Raw genomic sequence first — 18,822 nt, 5'->3', positions numbered from 1 at the left:
ACAGCGGAGGACACGAGACTCGAACTCGCAGCCCCTTGCGGGGTACCTCAGTTCCAGTGAGGCCGCTCACCAATTCGCTTATCCTCCGGGTGGATTGCTAATAGCGGGAAGCATTTTTCTAGACGCAGTTTGAAGGCTTCCGGGTTCGCTGACAAGACGAGGTGCGGGAATTTCAGTCAAACTTCTTTGCCATAGAAATCGGGCCTGCCGTGGGCGTGGCTCGGTATCAAAATTCGGTGACAAAACGCTGTCCAAGATCACACTCTTGCGAGTGTGACTTTGGGAATTTTCACGATCAACTAGAACGATGCGCTAGCACCGCTAATTAGCTTAATGAATTCAGCATTGCTTTCGAAGCGACCGAGTTGCTTACTGAGCTGTTCCATCGCGTCGCAAGGATGCATGCTCGAAAGTGTTCTTCGCAGCATCGTGACAGCTTCGTAGGTTTCCTCGTCAAGCAACAATTCTTCGCGGCGAGTACCACTTTGCGAGATGTCGATCGAAGGCCACACGCGACGATCGGCAAGCCGCCGGTCGAGTACGATTTCTAGATTACCCGTTCCTTTGAACTCTTGGAAAATCGCTTCATCCATTCGGCTGTTAGTGTCAACCAGCGCGGTGCCCACCACAGTGAGCGACCCGCCCTCCTGGAACGCACGAGCAGTCGCGAACAGCTTCTTGGGAATGTCCATCGCGCTGACGTCTAATCCGCCGGTGCCAGTTGCACGTCCTCGGCCGGACTTGCCTACCCATTTATTGAACGCACGAGCGAGACGTGTGATTGAATCGAGCATCAAGAAAACGTCCTGACCCATTTCTGATAAACGCTTGGCCCGGTCGATAACCAACTGACTCAAGCGAACGTGACTTTCCACGTCCATGTCCAGGCTGCTCGCGATCACTTCACCATTGCGAATGTTTCGCTTCATGTCGGTGACTTCTTCCGGACGTTCGTCGATAAGAAGCACCATCAACTTGACTTCCGGATGGTTCTCGGCGATGCCGGCGGCGATGTCTTGCATCATGATCGTCTTACCACTGCGAGGTGGAGCAACGATCAGGGCACGTTGGCCTTTGCCCATCGGGGTAAGCAGGTCAATCACACGATTCGTGATTGGTTTCTTCCCGACTTCTAACCGCAAGAATTCTTCTGGGTTGATCGGTGTGAGAGTGTCGAATGACTTCACGTCCGGATAGGCCTCGGGCGACATGCCATCGACGTCCAGAATTTCACGCACGCGAGGGCCTTGTTGGCGGCGAGCGTCCTGAACCATCGTCTTCAGGTAGACACCTTGGCGAAGTCCAAAGCGTTCGATCATTGTGCCGGGGACAAATGGATCGCTGCGTTCACGAGCGTAATTGTTGGCCGTGCCGCGAAGGAAACCGTATCCGTTGGGATGCAATTCCAAGATGCCTTCGCCTTCGATAAGCGGGGCATCGTTGTTGACCTCTGGTTCGCGGTCGACTCCACCGCCACCGGAACCGGCACTAGCACCGTTTAGGCCACCGCCTTGTCCGCCTCCGCCTCCTCCGCCGCCTCCGCGGCGTCGACGTCGGGTGCGTGGTTTACCGTTGTTGTTACCAGAAGAGCCGCCAGAGCCCTGAGAAGAATCAGGACCGCGACCTCGGTTTGAGCGTTTCTTTTTCGCCATTTGTCATCCAGAACGTAAACGAGTGAAGCCATGGCCTAAGCCAAGCGACTGCTCATCGTGTTGAAGAAATACCGCAGGGGGAGTTGGAAAGAGAAATCTGACAGCGTTGAAATGCGGAGGTTTCTGTTGCTGACGACTGTTACGAAAGGAGTGAGATTGGGAAAGAAGTTGTCGCGGCTGAGGGGACGATGCTGATGAGCCGCGTTCAGTTTTGAGGGCGGGAAAGCCCCGCTGGCAAAGTTGAATGATGTCGAGATGGGGACAACGCGATGGGTGTCAGTTCCGTTTCACTTCGCAGACTTAAAAGTGCCTTGATGTAGCCCACAAACAGCTAAACACCGACGCGATAGCCATGTCTGGTCAAGGGATTGAAATGAGGGGACAGCTTCAAGAGCAGGCAATTTCATTCTCTCGTGCAAATGTCTCAAGCAAGCAGCCAATTCCTTGATGGCTTGATGAATGGAAAGTGTTGGAATGGAGTTGAAAACACCAAGCCAACAACACGCTTACCAAATCACCGATGATTAAGGCATCCGTTGGGTAGTTGACGCATCCATAAGGGGCAAACAAACGAAGTTGCCGGGATAACAAGTCAACATGAATGGGGTTGATCGCTTTCTCACATTTGTTCAGAGTCAAACCTTGATCGTGCCCTTTCGTGAAGGCGGAATCCAAAGTCTTCAATGAACCAGGGTGATCGCTGGAAGCGTGGTCACCACTTGAGAGGGACGGGATCATTCGTCCGGGTAGAGTTCCGTGTCAGCGTATCCGCCGCGAAGGCGTTACCGTCATGACTATGGTCCCAATATAGACTGGTACCCAATCGTGTCAAGCCCAGTGGCGAGGGGGTGTTCGGGGCCTCGCAAACGAATTTCTGCTGTGTATTTCCCTGCAATTAAGCTCTAGCTATGAGTTTCCCGAAGTTTGCCGTTCCGACGTGGCCGCCCCAATGGACGGAAATTTTTGATGCAACAGATCGTTGTTTGAAGAGTGGCCGATGGGGGCAGTATCGCAGCGAAACGCAGGCTCGCTTGACGTCTCGCTTGGCGAAATTGGTGGACGTGTCGTCGGATCACCTTCGATTGTGCTGCAGCGGCACAGCGGCAATCGAGTGCTCTTTGCGTGCCGCTGGTGTGGGCCCAGGTGACGAGGTTGTGGTTGCCGCCTTCGACTATCCCGGCAACGTGCGGTGCATCGAAATGGTGGGTGCCAAACCCGTGTTGGTTGACGTCAATCCAGACGATCCCTGCATGAACATCGACTCGGTGGCTGCAGCCGCCGGCGACCGAGTGAAAGCCGTCATTGCGTCTCATCTCTTCGGACATGCATTTGATGTTTCGCGGATTGGCAAATTATGCCGCGAACGAAACTGGGTGTTGATCGAAGACGCTTGCCAAGTGAAGGGAATGAAGATTGCCGGCGCAAGAGCTGGTAGTTTTGGAGACTTTGCAACGTTCAGTTTCGGCGGAAGCAAAGTTATAACCGCGGGTGCCGGCGGTGCGATTGTGGCCAGGAGTGCACGCCACGCCGCGAAGTTGGCCAGCATCCTGGATCGGCCGAGCGAGACGTTTCCGATGAGCCCGTTGCAGTGCGCGGTGATTGAGCCGCAATTGGACCGGTTGCAAGAAATGCACGCGATTCGCAACGATTGCGCGAGTTATTTGGTAAGCGAACTACGTGACCGGACGCCGAGTTGGCAATGGTTACCCTCGCCTTTGGGGGCCGATTCTGCCTACTACAAACTCGCGGTCTTGGCTGCATCGGCTCAACAGCGTGCTCGCATTGTCACCTTGGCAGACCAGCACGGATTTCTGCTCGGAGCGGGTTTTCGATCCCTGCATCGAGCGAGTGAGCGAAGATGTCGCAAGCCGGTCGAACTGAAGTTTTCAGCAATGCTGGGCGATAGGTTGTTTCTGATCGACCAGCGGTTGCTGCTTTGCGAACCAGAAGTGCGTTCGCAGTATGTCGATGTGCTGATGCACATCTACCATGAATGCATGGAAAGCTAGAACGCAGTTCTAGGTAGCCAGTTTTTCGCGTTCGATGATGATGTCGGCGCCGGGAGTCATCAGGCGAAGCTTGCGGACGGCTTCCGCTTTTTCCATCGTTCCTGCCTTTGCTCGGGCGAGTACTTTGGCAACGTTCTTGCGGCGGGTGCGGCGGCGGCGAATTTCGCGACGGCGTTCGATTCCTGAAGGCATTCGTTTTCGGTCAGTTGGAGTGGTTTGAGTGGTTCTAAATAGAAAGATCGTGGCGAAAGTGTACCTACGGGCGGCGTAGGCGTCCAGAGACACGATTTTGGCCTCTTTCGACAAGCTTGCTTAGGCCTTTGCTTGAATCTTTGGTGCAGGTAGGACCCGCTTGGGTCCTACGTGACACCTGCGATTTAGGAAGGTCTCGCGGGGAACACAATCGAGTTAGGACTTTTTCTTGGCGACGCCTTTTTTCTTGGTCGTTGCCTTCTTAGCAGCCTTCTTCTTGGCAGCTTTCTTCTTCGTGGCCGTTTTTTTCGTCGCCTTTTTCTTGGTGGCTTTCTTCTTGGTTGCCTTCTTTTTCTTCTTCTTGGTAGGACCCTTGGCCGCACGTTCGGCCAACAGGTCTAACGCGGCTTCGAACGTCATTTCTTTGGGTTCCATCCCTTTTCGAAGCGACGCATTGGTTTCGCCATCAGTGACGTAAGGACCAAATCGGCCATCGAGAATTTTGACTTCGCCTTCGGTGATCGGCGAAGGTTTTTCATAAACACGCAGCGGTTCTTTGGGTGTGCCTCGGCCTCGAGTCTTGGGTTGCTTAAGTAAGGTAATCGCCTCTTCGAGAGTCACCTCCAATGGCGACACACCGGCGGGCAATGATCGAGTGTCCTTTTCGCATTTGATGTAAGGTCCGTACCGTCCATCGAACGCTTGAATCGGTTGACCGTTTTCGGGGTTATCACCGAGCGTTCTTGGTAACGTCAATAACTTGCACGCCATTTCGAGCGTCAGGTCCTCGACGGTCATATCCTTAAGCAGGCCTTGATTGCGTTTCTCTTCATCGTCCGGATCGCCCAGTTGAATGTAGGGGCCAAAACGACCAACCTTCACATAAATCGGCTTCCCGGTTTCGGGGTGGATGCCGATCGGCTCCTCTTCGACTTGACCAGCCTCAAGCAGTTCAAGTCCGCGAGCTAGATCCATTTCATCCGGAGGCATGCCGTCGGGAATCGATGCGGTCCGTTCGCCCTGTTCCAAGTACGGTCCAAATTTTCCAACTCGAACGTAAACTTCTTCGCGGTGCTCACCCGATTCCGGAATGCCCAGCGAGAACATGGCGGATTGCTTAGGATCGATTTCTTCAAGCTTTGCGACTAGTCGTTCTTTCAGTCCGACATTGTGTTTGTCATCGGAATCATCGCCGAAATAAAACTTTCGCAAATACTCTTGGCTCGCCGCTTCGTCGCGACTGATCGAATCGAGAAAGTCTTCGAGTTGGGCGGTGAACTCGTAGTCGACCAGGGTTCCGAAGTGCTGTTCCATCAGCCGCGTGACGCTAAAAGCACGCCATGTGGGAACCAGTGCGGATCCCTTTTTGAAAATGTAATTGCGTCGTTCGTCAGTGATCGTGCCAATGATCGACGCGTACGTACTGGGGCGTCCGATACCGCGTTCTTCGAGCGTTCGCGTCAGGGAAGCTTCGGTGTATCGAGCGGGCGGTTGCGTGGTGTGGCTCTTGGGTTCGATGTTGTCCGCATCTAGTTTTTCCGATTCTTCGACCGCTGGCAGGATCGATTCTTTATTGGCCAGTTCTAGTTCTGGGTTATCACTGCCTTCGACGTAGGCTCGCAAGAAACCTTCAAACAAGATTGACGTTCCACTTGCGGTAAACGTGGCACCGCCACCCTCGATCGTGACGCTCATGCGTTGTTTGCGAGCGTCTGCCATTTGACAGGCTACCGTTCGTTTCCAGATCAAATCGAACAAGCGAAATTGATCCGAATCCAGTTCGCCGCGAACTGTGTCAGGAACCTTAAAGGGAGTTCCGGCGGGACGAACAGCCTCGTGAGCCTCTTGAGCGTTCTTGACCTTTCCAGCGTACGTTCGCACGCTTGGGTGCAGGAAGTTTTCGCCGTATTCGCTACGAACTAGGTCGCGAGCAGCGCCGATCGCTTCGGTGCTAAGCGTCGTCGAGTCGGTCCGCATGTAGGTGATATAACCGTTTTCGTACAACCGTTGCGCGGCACTCATGGTGCGTTTGGCGGTGAAACCGAGTTTGCGGTTGGCTTCCTGCTGCATCGTACTGGTCGTAAACGGCGGCAGAGGCTTCTGCGAGAAAGGTTTGACCTCAACTTTGGTGACGCGAAATTCAGCGGTGCGTAGCTTAGTTGCAAGCTCATTGGCTTCCGATTCACCGAGTTGCAGCAAATCGGTGTTTTTGAGCTTTCCGGTCGACGAATCAAAGTCGCTGCCTCGGGGAATCCGACGTCCTTCAACCGAAGACAGGGTTGCCGAGAAATTTTCTTTTTTGCCCGTTGCGAAAACAGCTTCGAGGTCCCAGTACGTCGAATCCACGAACGCGATGCGCTCTCGCTCACGATCGACGATCAATCGAACGGCAACGCTTTGGACTCGTCCCGCACTGGTGCCCTTGCCGATTTTTCGCCACAGCAGATTCGACATGTCGAACCCGTAGAGCCGGTCCAAGATGCGTCGCGTTTCCTGGGCCCTGACGAGGCTATCGTCGATACGACGCGTTGATTTCAACGCATTTTCGATCGCGGTCTTCGTGATTTCGTGGAAAACTAACCGATGGACCGGGACCTTCGGCTTGAGCAGTTCCTGCAGATGCCACGAGATCGCTTCTCCTTCGCGGTCTTCGTCCGTCGCCAGATAAAGTTCGTCGGCGTCTTTCAGGGCATCTTTGAGCTTTTTGACCTGCTTCTTTTTCTCATCCGGAACGATGTATAGCGGTTCGAAATTGTCGTCTGTGTTGACACCCAGGTACGCCCAAGGCTCAGCCTTGTACTTCTCGGGAACATCTTTTTTTCCGGCTGGCAGGTCGCGGACGTGCCCAATACTGGCTTCGACTTGGTAGCCGGTACCGAGGTACTTGGCGATCGTTCGAGCTTTGGCTGGTGATTCGACAATCACCAAGCTCTTACCTTTGCTTTTGGCCATTCAATCTAACTTTACGATGCACTGAGAAGTGATTTAGGAAGGATTTTAACAGAGACGATTGGGGGGCGGCGGAGTGACGAACACACGGACTGCCGAAGCATCGTGGATCGCCGAAGCATCGCAGGTCACCGAAGCATCGCAGGTCACCGGGGAAACTCAATCGAGGAAACCTCGGTCGCCGGAGAACTGCAAGCCCCAACCAGTCTTCCTCCATGGTGGACTCAAACCGGGGTGACGCGTCAAGGGGGCATAGTAGGCAGAGTGGGAAGTGTTCCCGCCAGGGATGCGAGATTGCCGACCAAGAAACATTCGGTAACTCGGCTTGACCCTTCAAAACCACCGGCGATACGCTTTCGGCTTGACCAGGAGTGCTCTTTGGCTGATTTTCTGCGCCATCGCTCTGTTCCCATGTCCTTTTATGCCTCTGCTAGCGTCGTAGTATGAACACCAGTCCCTTCGAGATCTTTCGCCGTAACTTGAAGCCTTTGATGGTGTTCCTGACGTTGCTGGCGCTATTGTCCTTTGTTGTTTTGCCCGTTGTTCAGACTTATCTGCAGCAGAGTGGCGGAATGGGCGGAGGTGGCAATTCCGTCGTGGCAAAGTTCAACGGTGCGGAATTAACGCGAAGTCGCGTGGACTATTTCACTCGTAATCATCAATCAACCGTTCGTTTCTTGAACGACCTCGCCGAGGAAACAATCGCCAAGGGCGGAGTTCCGCGGACCGCTGGCTTTCAATACAACGCACAGCAAAAGCAAATCCAGTCGCTTGGCATTAACGAAAATCCAAGCACCGAAGGCACCGTGCGAACGTTCATGTTTGCCAGCCAAGCCAGCAAAGAAGGGTTTGCATTGGACGATAGCTCGCTGAGTCGTTGGCTGGAACGATTCACCGATGGAATGTTCAGTGATGGTGAAATCACCAGCAAACTGATGCAGTCGACCCGCAACGAGATGGGACGGCCTCACCTTTACGAGCAGCTTCGCAATCACTTGCTCGCCGACGTGTACCTTCGCCGTGGAAATGTCGCACTGGTTAGCAGCACGGGAGCATTGCTGACTCCGGACGAGCAGTGGCGAAATTTCTTGAAGATGAACCAAAACGCTACTGCCGACGCTTACGGTATCCTGGTCAACGATTACATCGAAAAGACCAACGCCTCACCTAGCGAAACTCGTATTCGTGAGGTGTATGAAGAAGGCAAGAATCGTGATCCAAATGAACAGTCACCTGAACCAGCGTTTCATCGCCAATACGAAGCGGCCTTCGAATACGTGGTTGGGGACTATCAAGAGTTCTTGACTGCTGCGATTGCCAACGTCACCGAAGAAGAAATCAAGGCTGAATACGAGCGACGACTAAAGGGAGGCGACTTTAAGCTTCCCGACGATCCTGCCTCGGATGATGGCGAACTAAGCCTAGAAGCAGATGAAAACGAAGCGGACGAAGAAGCCGAAATGACCGAGGTCGAAGTGACCGAGCCCGACAACGGGGAAGTCAAAACGGACGCTGAGCCCAAGGCTGAAACTCCATCAGCGGAAAGCACCGAGCCAGCGGCAGAAAGTACTGAGCCAGCGGCGGAAAACACCGAGCCAGCGGCAGAAAGCACCGAGCCTACGACTGAAAGTACCGAGCCTGCGGGTGACGATCAGTCGCGGTCGAACTCCAACAGCGCCATTCGATTGGTCATGTTCCAAGACGACGACGCACCGGCTGGCGAAACTTCTGGTGACGAACCTGTTGCCGACGAAGAAACTGATGCTGCCAGTAATGATACTGCTAAGGAAGAAGCACCAGCGGAAGAAATGAAGCAGGAAACACCTTCGGAGCAAGAAGCTGACGCAGAAGCCGCGCCTGAAGATGAGCCTAAGGCCGACGACGAGCCAAAGCCCGATGAGCCGATGGAAGAAACCGAACCAGAGGCGGCCCCTACTGAAAACGAAGAGGCTCCCGCCGAGGAAGAAAACGCTGAAGAATCAAAGATTCAGTCTCTAGAAGAGGTTCGCGAAAAGATCGCTGAAGACCTAGCCGGCCCTGCGGCTCGTCAAGCCATGGACGAAGCGGTCACGAAGGTCTCGAAGGAAATGAAGAATTACTTCCGACGCCAAGCGATTCATCAAAGCAATGTTTCGATTGGCCAAGCTGGCGAAGAACCTGTTCGGCCCGATTTGAAAGCCTTGGCTGCCGAATTGAACATGAATTACGAAGTGATTGGACCTTACAGCCAAAGCACAATTACCGATGAACCAATTGCCGAGTCGTTCGAAGTCGGTACTCAGTTTGGTCGCCGCGGTCCCTCGTTCGCGATCATGATGTTTGGCTTTGACAATGGGCAAAATCAATTGGCTCCTCAACCGTTGTTCTCGAGTGTTCGTACCGCCGACGACGAGCGAGGCAAGATTTATGTCTCGTGGAAGACCTCTGAAACGGAAGCCTACACACCGACCCTTGACGAAGTTCGCGACGAAGTTGTCGATGCGATCCGAACCGAAGAAGCTCGCGAGCTAGCCAAAGCGGCCGCCGAAGAATTAGCGGCTAAAGCTGCCGAGGGAACTTCGCTTGCCGATCTTGTTCCGGAAGATAAAAAAGACAACTTTTATCAGGACCTCGGACCCTTTTCGTGGCTCAACATGATCGGGATTGGGCAAGTCACGATTGGTAACGTTCCCGAACTCGATTCGGTCGGCAACGATTTCATGCGTGCAACATTCACAACGGACTTGGGCAAGCTTGGTGTAGCGACTAACCAGCCCGAACGTGTGGTGTATGTCGTCCAACCCACGAAGTTCGAACCTAGCACCGAAGAACTGCAAGCTCAGTTCAAGCAGCCGATCAATCGAATCATGTCGCGAATGGTGGCCGGCGACACCAACGAAATCATTCGTGGGTATTACGATTCGATTGATGAGCAAGCCGGATTCGAAGAATTTATCGACGAATAGGCAGCGAAAACACGAAGGCTCAGCCCAAGCGGAACGGTTCTGCAAAGCTGACCTTGCGACTGGTTTTGGTGACCCGGTATAGAGACAACTTGAAGGTCCGTTAGTCCAACGGTGCCTGCCCTCACTCGGGCAACTAAGTCTCTTTCGGGAATGAACTATGTCGACAAGCGAAATCGCAATTCAGGGTACCTCTATTACCTTGGGTGAAATCGCAACGCTTGTCGGTGGGCAGTTGATCGGTGACCCCGGTCAGGTGTGTCTGGGGGCCGGAGTTCCCGACGAAGCCGCTGCTGGCGAAATCACCATGATTGATCACGCGAAGCGAGCAGATTCAATCTCGAATTGCCTCGCGTCTGCCGTGATCACCCCCGAGAAAGTGGACATTGCTCGATCGCAGATCGTGGTGAGTGACGTTCACGAGGCGTTTGCAACCGTCATCAAGCACTTTCGTCCGCTTTCAAGCACGGCGATGCCAGCTTCGGGCGTCGATGCAACGGCCGTCATCGCGTCGACCGCGTTCGTGCATCCAACGGCGGTCATCGGGCCACATGTCACGATTGGCGAACGAACGTGCATCATGCCTGGGGCGGTGGTAATGCCCGGGGCTACGATTGGCGAGGATTGTGTGCTGCACGCATCGGTCACCATTTACGAACACACACGCATCGAAGATCGCGTCATCATTCACGCTGGCTCAGTCATCGGAGCAAACGGGTTTGGCTATCGCTTTGACAATGGTCGTCACGTTCCCACTTCGCAATTGGGTTTTGTTGCAATTGAGTCGGATGTGGAAATCGGAGCCGCAGTAACGATTGATCGTGGCACTTACGGTTCGACTCGAATCGGACAAGGAACGAAAATCGACAATCAAGTGATGATCGCTCACAACTGTCAAATCGGAAAACACAATTTGATTTGCAGCCAAGTTGGAATCGCCGGAAGTTGCAAAACCGGGGACTACGTGATTCTGGCGGGACAGGTCGGATTAAAGGACCACGTTACCTTGGGCGACCGAGCAATTGTGGGAGCACAAGCGGGCGTCATGGATAACCTAGAGGGCGATAATGTTTACCTCGGTTCGCCCGCGACAACTCAGCGTGAGCAGATGCAGATCATGGCAGTCGAAAGAAGGTTGCCCGAGATGCGTCGCGAACTGAAGCGATTGCGAAAAGAGGTCACGGATCTGCAACAAGAAGTAGATACCGCTGATCGCCGCGCCGCGTGAGCTCATTGGCATGGAAAAGAGTCAAACCCAGATGAGCCAAAGCAAATCAAAAATCATGCGCAACGATGCGAAGGGCTACTGGCCACGTCGAGGCCATGTAATCTTGAGCCAAAGGGCTAGCCAGGATCCGTTGCCACCAGTCGGATTGATCGCTGGTTGGGGACGGTTTCCTGTTGAGGTTGCCGAAGCTTTGGTACGAGACGGTCGACGTGTCGCGTGCGTTGCCATTCGAGGTCACGCCAGTTCCGAACTGGAATCGATTTGTGATCACGTATGGTGGTCCGGTATCGGCAAGCTTGGCGGTCACATTGCTTACTTTCGTCGCAGCGGCGTGCAGGATGTCACGATGGCCGGGAAGATTTTCAAAGCGGAAGTCTTGTACGGTGGTTCATTGTGGCTACGACACTTTCCCGACTTAACGTGCTTACGCACTTTCGGGCCGCACTTGTTTGGGCGTCGACGTGACGCTCGTGATGACAGTTTGCTCACTGCCGTTGTGAACACATACGATCGAATGGGAATGACCATTCGGTCAGCCACGGATCTCGCCCCGGAGTTACTGATGAAGCGAAGCCAACTTTCAGGTGGCAAGATTTCCACGAGTCTGCAATCAGACATCGAAACTGGATGGCATGTTGCCAAACAGATGGGTGGAATGGATATCGGTCAAACGATCACGATCAAGGATGGCACTGTCCTAGCGGTCGAAGCGATCGAAGGCACCGACGCGTGCATCAAACGCACGGGAGAGCTTTGCCGACGCGGTGGTTGGACGTTGGTGAAGGTTAGTAAGCCCGACCAAGACATGCGGTTCGATGTGCCCACGATCGGACCCCAAACGATCCAAATGGTTCGCCAAGCGGGCGGGAAGGCGATCGTAGTCGAAGCCGAGAAAACGATCATCGTGGACCGCGAAGTGACATTGCAAGCGGCGAAGGATGCTGGCATCACTTTGGTGGCATTTGACGATGCGAGCTTGTCGACAAACAATGGTTCCAACCCAGAAGTTTCAAGCTCCGAAACGAACTGCGGTTCGATTGATGGCCAAGCGAACATTTTTAAGCAACCCAAGGCTGCGTGATTGACGTCCAACGTATCGCGACCGTTAACCCGCCCGCGAAGCTAAACCTATTTTTGGAATTGGTTGCACGTCGCAAAGATGGGTACCACGACATCGATACCGTCATGGTGGCGATTGATTGGTGTGATCACTTGACTGTCCGACGCACCCGAGATCCAGGCGTCTTGTTGAAGTGCGATTGGGCTCCTTCCCGAGCTGAATATGCGGCTTCGTTGGGAATTTCTTCGAGCGACCCTTTGCTGGACATCCCAACGGATGATTCCAACTTGGTTTGCAAAGCTTTGAACGCTTTCGCCGATCATTTTGACATCGAAGGCGGATTTGCGTGCACGCTTGATAAGTATGTGCCCGCGGGAGCGGGAATGGGCGGAGCTAGCAGCGATGCAGCGTCGGCGCTGTTGGCTGCAGCTCGGTTGTGCGACGTCCCGGAGAATCACCAGGCTCTCGTTTCGATCGCTTCAGCCATCGGTAGTGACGTGCCATTTTTCCTCGGCTGTTCGTCTGATCAGCCGAGCAACCGTTCTGCCACTGCGGCAAAGGCAACGGGGACGGGAACGGATCTAGAGTTCTTGCGAAACCGCTTTCCTTTCCATGCAGTTGTCGTCTTTCCTGGAATCAATTTGTCGACAGCAAAGGTGTATGCTCAAAGCAGCGTACCGCCAATTCCACTGTCATCCGGTGCGATCGTTGATGCGTGGACTTCGCTTGACTTCCAAGAGTTGTCAAAGCAATTGATGAATCGGCTAAGTGATCCGGCCAGAAAACTTGCTCCGCAAATTGATGAAATTCTCGAATCGATGTGGCGGAATGGGGCGATAACGTGTCAATTGACGGGGAGCGGTTCAGCTTGTTTTGCCCTTTGTCAAACCAAAGGGGATGCGGAAGCACTTGAGTCAACGATTCGGTCTTCTGAGAACGCATGGTTAGAAAATGCGATCGTCAGAACAGTTGCCGCCGCTCAATTACCACCACGAGTAAGCATCCAGACGATACCAGAGATAGATTGAAGGGTTTACTAGCTCAAAGAATGTGTTGCAAAGCAACGCTATCTTGAGAGATGTCGGCGAATGTGCCGTCGGATATCTGTAAACTTAGTGGGTCACATGTTCACATGTGACCGCTTGTAGACATTACGTCGAACCGCTTTGTCAAATCCGCGCGAGCGTTGGGCAAGAGTACGGCAACAATGAAACTATAACAACAATATCGTGTTCCAGATCCACAGTCAGTTCGGCTCGCAAGCGAGCAGTGGCGGTCGAGGGTTTGACGGTTAGGGAGGGTTACACCGTGAAGATTACAGAGATTCGAATCAAGTTGATGGAAGGCTCGGAGGATCGTCTTCGAGCGTTCTGCTCGATCACGATTGATGACAGCTTTGTCGTTCGAGATCTGAAGATCATCGACGGTACCAACGGACCATTTGTGGCGATGCCCAGCCGCAAGTTGACCGGTCATTGTGGGAAGTGTAACCACAAGAATCACTTGCGAGCGACGTACTGCAACCACTGTGGGACAAAGCTAAAAAGCAGTTCCGATAGCAACTACGACGCGCCGCAAAAGCTGTACGCCGACGTCGCTCATCCGATCAACAGCGAGTGTCGCGAAGAGATCCAGAGTGTTGTGATCAACGAGTTCCAAGCCGAACTTCAGCGAGCCTCGCAGCCTGGTTATCGCTCTCGTTATGACGACGACTTTGTGGATGTTGATGACGATACGCTTGACTTACCATCACAAGCCGATGACGCATCAGCGGGTTCAGCTAGCAGCGCCAAATCGCCATCGGGCGAGAAGCCGGGACCGCCGCGTCCTCATTTTCTGGATCCATCGAAAGATCAAGGTTCAACTGCAACAAGTGGGTCACGGGGCGGCCAGCGATCAAACGATAAACGCTCGGGCGATAGCGATGATCATGGCGATAGCTTTGGGGCGGGGATTTTCTAAGCGGACGGTGTTGCTGCATCACGTTGCTGCTTCATGTTGCTGCCTCACCTTGTGATGACGATGGTCCGCTAGATGTTCGATGAGGACACTGGTGATTGGCTAGCTCTGGCCCTCGAATTGCTCTGACCAGAACGCGGTCTCGGTACCGCATTACTTTCGCGTTGCCCCCCAACACTGCGTTCGATTGCTATCGCAGAAAGAACCCGGGTGTCGTCCAGTGACAGGTTCGATCCACCCATCACACGTGAAGCCGAGTGTCAAGTTAAGATAATGGCATGACAAACCCTGGGGAGCTTTCCGGTGAACGAGCGTCGTCTGGCGAGTCAGCGACGGAGGGGGACGGAGCGCCATCGAAACCCGAACTGTCTCAGCCCGCCGTGGGGCGTCTGAGTCTGTACTATCGCGAGTTGCAACGTTTGTTGGAGTCAGAGATAGGCAGCGTCAATTCAAAGTCGCTCGGCAAAATGGTCAATGTTTCGCCTGCTGTCGTTCGACGCGACCTCAGTAGCTTAGGCACGATTGGCCGAAGGGGTGTCGGATATGACGTTCAAACGCTGATCGATCGAATCGGAGCCGTCTTGGGCAGCGGGGTGCAATGGAAGGTCGTCTTAATCGGCGTCGGATCGCTCGGCGACGCCCTGCTTCGCTACCGAGGTTTCGAGCGTTTAGGATTTCAAGTGACGGCGGCCTTCGACAGCGACCCCAAGAGGATAGGTGAAACCATTGCGGGCGTCCCGATCCTTGATGTCGCCGAGCTTGATCAGGTACTTCAGCAGCACCGTCCGGAATTGGCGATTGTCGCCGTGCCAGCCGAGCATGCCGTGGGCATTGCCGCAAAGCTGGTCCAGGGAAGTGTCAGCGGCATCCTTAATTTCGCCCCAACAACACTCAAGCTTCCACCCCAGGTAGCGGTAGTCAACGTCGATTTGGCAAGCGAATTGCAACGATTGGCATTCCGGGTTCAGATGCCGAAATAAGATTCCAGCAAAATCCGCCAGGAACTGGAATCTTCGAGCGAATGTCCTCTTTAGGGAGTGAACATCTCCTGCTAAAATCCCGTCTTGCTGGTGAGCAATGCTCACTCCTTACCCCGTGGTGTAATTGGCAACACTACTGATTTTGGTTCAGTTATTCTAGGTTCAAGTCCTAGCGGGGTAGCTAAGCCGCCAATCGGCAAACATCTAAAAGCCTCAGAAACAACGGTTTCTAAGGCTTTTTTCATGTCGTGAGTGTCGCTGATGGTTGCTGCATCGGCAGGGATGACACCGCCGGGAACACCGCCAGAATCGTTTGCGATGTCATCTTGGTTGCTCGTGTCATCTTGGTCGCAGGTCTCATCGCCCTTTGTTTCCAAAACGATCGGCTCGCCGGTTAGTTCATTCGCGCCAGCGGCCCAGTGGTCGTCGGTCACTTGGAGGTAGTGTTTGGCTGCCGTCTTGGAAGAATGACCCATCCAGGCGTTTACGACGTGATCCAGAACTGTTTCTTGAAGTTCCGTTCGCCGGGTTGCCCGCAGGTTCTGCATTGTCTTGGGCCAGGACTCCAAGCCGGCGCGTTCAACGATTCCATTGAGAAGGGTGCCTAGGTTCGTTCCCGTGAAATAGGACGAAATGCACCGAATCGAACCCTCGGGAGCGGCGTCAAAGGCTTCTCGAAGGAACGGCATCAACTCTGGAAAGATTGGACAAAAGCGAACTCCTGTCTTTGGTGAGTCGATTCGCAGTCTCTCAACGTCCCATAGGATGTCTCTCCAGGTGATCGCGAGGATTTCGCATCGACGCAGTCCGCCAAATCTCGCTAGAGCGAAGATCAGCCTCCATTCCGGATTGGGACAAGCGTGAAGCACCTTCGCTGTCATAGCCCTATCAATGAAGTGGTCACGGTCGCGGTTCGATTCGCTCCCTGCTCGTACATTCGCAAACGGATTTTCTGGAATGAAACGGTCCTTGACCGCTGATGCAAACATCGTTTTGGCCCGCTTGATGTGCTTGGACACGGTTGCTGGGGCCATTGTCTTGGTGGCGTTTCCTTCTTTGTCGTATTGAACCGGCTTTGCCAACAACCAACGTCGCCACCGCTCGGCGTCCTCAGCAGTGATGGAACCCAAGGGTTGTCGCTCGCCGAACTTTGTAACCAGCAAACGTCTTGCGTGACCGTAGTTGTCCAAAGTACCAGGAGCCAAATCGGATCGCCCCTTGATGTACGCATCGCAGTACGGTCCGAGCAATCGCCCCTCATCTCCTACTGAGCGATCGCGAAGAGGATCGACCAACCCAAGACGCACAAGCGATTCGCGCAGCCTGCCTTCAAGATCGGATGCCCATTTCAACGTTGCAGGATCAGGGTGCGACGCCGCCTGTCTTGATCGAACCAACTCATCGACATGGCGCATCACAGTCTCGGCTGCGCGCTTGCTCATTCCGCCAAGCCAAAGCGATCGACGTTTGTTATTAAACCGAAACTGAAGCCGCCATCCTGTACGGCCGCGGTCGTTCTCTTTTCGTAGTGAAGCCATCGTTCCAACTCCTGCATTGGTCCTGAAGATAATTTGAATGCCACGGCGGGGCGGTCAGGAAACTGCCGTTCAGCCGCTAAGCCTAGCCGTGACAAACGACAGGCTAAGGTTTCTCTGATGGTCCGTCAACGAAAATCAAGCCTGGCTAGGCCTGTTCAACGGTCCTCCGCAGGCTGGACACCTTAACCTAAACCGGTTCATCAACTGATGTTGCTTAATCGTTGCAAATTGACGGCAGTCGGAGCAAAGCAGTTTAAAGTCACGAGTGTTCGGTAGTTTCAATTCGCGTCGTTTTCTCGCTCGCAACTTTTGTTTCTTAGACTGCTTAGGTTGACTGATCTTTCCTTGTGCACGTCGTTCTTGGTTCATCGGTCTCTTTCAAAGTTTGAGAGCCGCCTGCTTCAAATAGGCGGCAACAAGTTGTTTGTTTCTGTATGGGTCGGTCTGGGAGTCACCCCTAGGCGACATCTGTGACACTCCTAGGCTGCAATCAAACTAATCTCGGCAAGGTATTTTGCGTTCGCTAGGGTCGGTCGCAGTGTCACCTCTAATCGGCCTGCCGGTTATCCAGAACGTTCTTGGTATCGTGCCCTTCTGAGGCTTGATTACTTCTAACGCACCTTCCCGCTGCAAGCCGTCGAAAACTCGCTGGGCAGTCCGTTTTCCAATTCCCAAAGTATTGGCCAGGCGTGTCGCCGAAAGTTTGAACTCGCCCTGAATATTGGCATGTCGAAAACAAACGAACAGTGCTGCCGCCTGGAGAGGCGAAAGACCCTGAATCACCTCGTCGACAAGATGATTCATCTGTTCGAACCGAGTCGTTGACTTCTTTTTCGACGTGATCACGTACCGACTCCGTTCCGATGATCAAACGGGTTGGAGAGTTTTCTTGAGTATTCGTTCATCTTTCGAACAACTGAATCCGGCTCGCATTTGAAGTTAACAAGCCAACTGCGTTGGTTGTCCTCGCTTCGTGATTCATCAATTGCCAACTCATGCAATCCGCAGTGGCCTGCGCTACCACCAACCGTCAGCCACAGGCGATGTACTCGCTTTTCGGGATTGAACTTCTCACGCCGACCTATCAGCATCCATTGCCGAAAGTACTCGGCCTTACCCGCGCCGGTAATGTCGAGAAGCTCAAGTGGCTTGAATGTTGAAGAGTTCAGACTTGATCGCTTTACGTGATCAACAAGCACAGGAGTTACACCGCCTGCGAGAAAACGACCACAGAGCGTTTGCAACTGTTGACCGTTGTCACTGACGCTTGCTTGATGGGTTCCCTCAAGCATTAAGTAAAGCGGATCCAAGATCACTACTTTCGCCTTCGATTCATCAATCTGGTGATCGAGTACGGTCAGGTGCTGTTCCTCACGAACACGTGGAACCCAGAAATTCCAGTAAATTGCCTCCATTGCCGACAAGCAGAGGCCTTTCGAAGTTGCAACCCGTTTGGCCGTTTCTTTGAGACTTGCTTTGCCCGATTCAGCAGAAAGAAAAAGAACTCGCTGAGGCTCATTGACTTTGAATCGACTGAGAAAGGGAGTGCCGTTTGCAAGTGAGATCGCAAGATCTACCGCAATTGATGTCTTCATCGTTTTGGGTGCTCCCGCGATGACAGCCGATTGAGATTCCGCCAAGATGCCATCAACTAGGTAACGATTCACGCACTGATCTCTGTCAAGTTGAGCTGACGTGATTGACCTAGGTATTCCAAACTTGTGCCGAAGCAAATCGGTTTCGATCATCTTTTCTGTTCTGTAGATTTCTGGGATTGCCTTTACCGCATACTCGACCAACCTCTCGCTTTGAATTGGATCAAACAGACGGTGGAATTCAGTCGCTCTACCTCCCTCGAACTCAATGCGATCGTTCGAGACGCGAATCGTGTGGCAGAATGCAGCAGCCTTTATCAATGCCTCCTTTATTTGTTCAGGCGTTTCCAAAGTTACGTACTGCCCGTTTGGCGTTTGTTCTCTCGTCTCCAAAGAACCACGTGTGTCGTTTGGATTTGGAATCTCCCGTTCAGCCACGGGAGTCACCGCCAATATTTGACGCGGAAGCTTCGATCAACGCCGCGATCACTTCATCTGGTTGGTATCGTCGCGACGATCCAACCAAGAAGCTCGGTATTGATCCAGACCGGCGCAACCGATCGAGAGTAGCACTCGATACGCTCGCGAGTCTCGCCATCTCATTGCCGTCGACTATCAGCGGTTCGCGGGAAGCCTCTAACGTCGAAGCAAGTGCTATCGCTACTGCCTTGGCAATTGCCGCTACGAGTTCATCGGGATCGGTGTCCCTTAGTAGCAT

General features: G+C 53.4%; 12 protein-coding genes, 2 tRNA genes and 1 pseudogene. 8 read left to right on the top strand and 7 right to left on the bottom strand.

From position 1 onward, the window contains the following. Positions 1 to 4: 4 nt before the first annotated feature. Positions 5 to 87, bottom strand: a tRNA-Ser gene (locus tag Pla22_RS21135). Between the two features lie 212 nt (positions 88 to 299). Beyond that, a complete protein-coding gene (gene rho, locus Pla22_RS21130; RefSeq protein ID WP_146516797.1) occupies positions 300 to 1,652 on the bottom strand; it encodes a transcription termination factor Rho in 1,353 nt (450 codons plus the stop codon). 908 nt (positions 1,653 to 2,560) lie between these two features. Between rho and Pla22_RS21125 the strand changes: the two genes are divergently transcribed. After that, positions 2,561 to 3,661 carry a DegT/DnrJ/EryC1/StrS family aminotransferase gene (locus Pla22_RS21125; RefSeq protein ID WP_146516796.1) on the top strand — a complete coding sequence of 367 codons (1,101 nt, stop codon included), beginning with the start codon at positions 2,561 to 2,563 and terminating at the stop codon, positions 3,659 to 3,661. A gap of 9 nt (positions 3,662 to 3,670) precedes the next feature. On the opposite strand, the gene Pla22_RS21120 is transcribed toward Pla22_RS21125, so the two are convergent. Together Pla22_RS21120 and topA are read right to left on the bottom strand one after the other, a co-directional pair. Then, positions 3,671 to 3,853: a DUF6800 family protein gene (locus Pla22_RS21120; protein ID WP_146516795.1), complete on the bottom strand. Its 183-nt coding sequence runs from the start codon at positions 3,851 to 3,853 to the stop codon at positions 3,671 to 3,673. 216 nt (positions 3,854 to 4,069) lie between these two features. Beyond that, positions 4,070 to 6,805, bottom strand: a complete 2,736-nt coding sequence (topA, locus tag Pla22_RS21115; protein WP_146516794.1) for a type I DNA topoisomerase — start codon at positions 6,803 to 6,805, stop codon at positions 4,070 to 4,072. 440 nt (positions 6,806 to 7,245) lie between these two features. Here topA and Pla22_RS21110 point away from each other — a divergent pair, with 440 nt between their 5' ends. From Pla22_RS21110 to Pla22_RS21080, 7 genes are all read left to right on the top strand, one after another. Next, entirely contained in the window at positions 7,246 to 9,747 is a 2,502-nt protein-coding gene (locus Pla22_RS21110) for a prolipoprotein diacylglyceryl transferase (RefSeq protein WP_146516793.1), read from the top strand. 157 nt (positions 9,748 to 9,904) lie between these two features. Next, positions 9,905 to 10,972, top strand: a complete 1,068-nt coding sequence (gene lpxD / locus Pla22_RS21105; RefSeq protein WP_146516792.1) for a UDP-3-O-(3-hydroxymyristoyl)glucosamine N-acyltransferase — start codon at positions 9,905 to 9,907, stop codon at positions 10,970 to 10,972. Positions 10,973 to 11,003: 31 nt separating this feature from the next. Continuing rightward, positions 11,004 to 12,053: an LpxI family protein gene (locus Pla22_RS21100; RefSeq protein ID WP_242632229.1), complete on the top strand. Its 1,050-nt coding sequence runs from the start codon at positions 11,004 to 11,006 to the stop codon at positions 12,051 to 12,053. Beyond that, on the top strand, positions 12,050 to 13,060 hold the full coding sequence (gene ispE / locus Pla22_RS21095) for a 4-(cytidine 5'-diphospho)-2-C-methyl-D-erythritol kinase (protein ID WP_146516791.1): 1,011 nt from the start codon (positions 12,050 to 12,052) through the stop codon (positions 13,058 to 13,060). Before Pla22_RS21100 ends, ispE begins: the two co-directional genes overlap by 4 nt. 280 nt (positions 13,061 to 13,340) lie before the next feature. After that, positions 13,341 to 13,994: a septation protein SpoVG family protein gene (locus Pla22_RS21090; RefSeq protein WP_146516790.1), complete on the top strand. Its 654-nt coding sequence runs from the start codon at positions 13,341 to 13,343 to the stop codon at positions 13,992 to 13,994. A gap of 275 nt (positions 13,995 to 14,269) precedes the next feature. Continuing rightward, complete coding sequence (locus Pla22_RS21085; protein ID WP_146516789.1) at positions 14,270 to 14,971, top strand: redox-sensing transcriptional repressor Rex; 702 nt, start codon at positions 14,270 to 14,272, stop codon at positions 14,969 to 14,971. A 109-nt stretch (positions 14,972 to 15,080) separates the two neighbouring features. Then, positions 15,081 to 15,152 (top strand) — tRNA-Gln (locus tag Pla22_RS21080). A 253-nt stretch (positions 15,153 to 15,405) separates the two neighbouring features. On the opposite strand, the pseudogene Pla22_RS26020 reads toward Pla22_RS21080, so the two are convergent. The 3 genes and pseudogenes from Pla22_RS26020 to Pla22_RS25795 all read right to left on the bottom strand — a co-directional run. Further along, a pseudogene (locus tag Pla22_RS26020) lies at positions 15,406 to 16,386 on the bottom strand (tyrosine-type recombinase/integrase); the annotation flags it as partial. A gap of 965 nt (positions 16,387 to 17,351) precedes the next feature. Beyond that, positions 17,352 to 18,176 carry an AAA family ATPase gene (locus Pla22_RS21070; protein ID WP_165440779.1) on the bottom strand — a complete coding sequence of 275 codons (825 nt, stop codon included), beginning with the start codon at positions 18,174 to 18,176 and terminating at the stop codon, positions 17,352 to 17,354. A gap of 358 nt (positions 18,177 to 18,534) precedes the next feature. Next, entirely contained in the window at positions 18,535 to 18,822 is a 288-nt protein-coding gene (locus tag Pla22_RS25795; protein ID WP_242632299.1) for a helix-turn-helix domain-containing protein, read from the bottom strand.

It is taken from the genome of Rubripirellula amarantea (assembly GCF_007859865.1).
Classification (GTDB): domain Bacteria; phylum Planctomycetota; class Planctomycetia; order Pirellulales; family Pirellulaceae; genus Rubripirellula; species Rubripirellula amarantea.
This window is presented reverse-complemented; position numbering and strand designations above follow the sequence as displayed.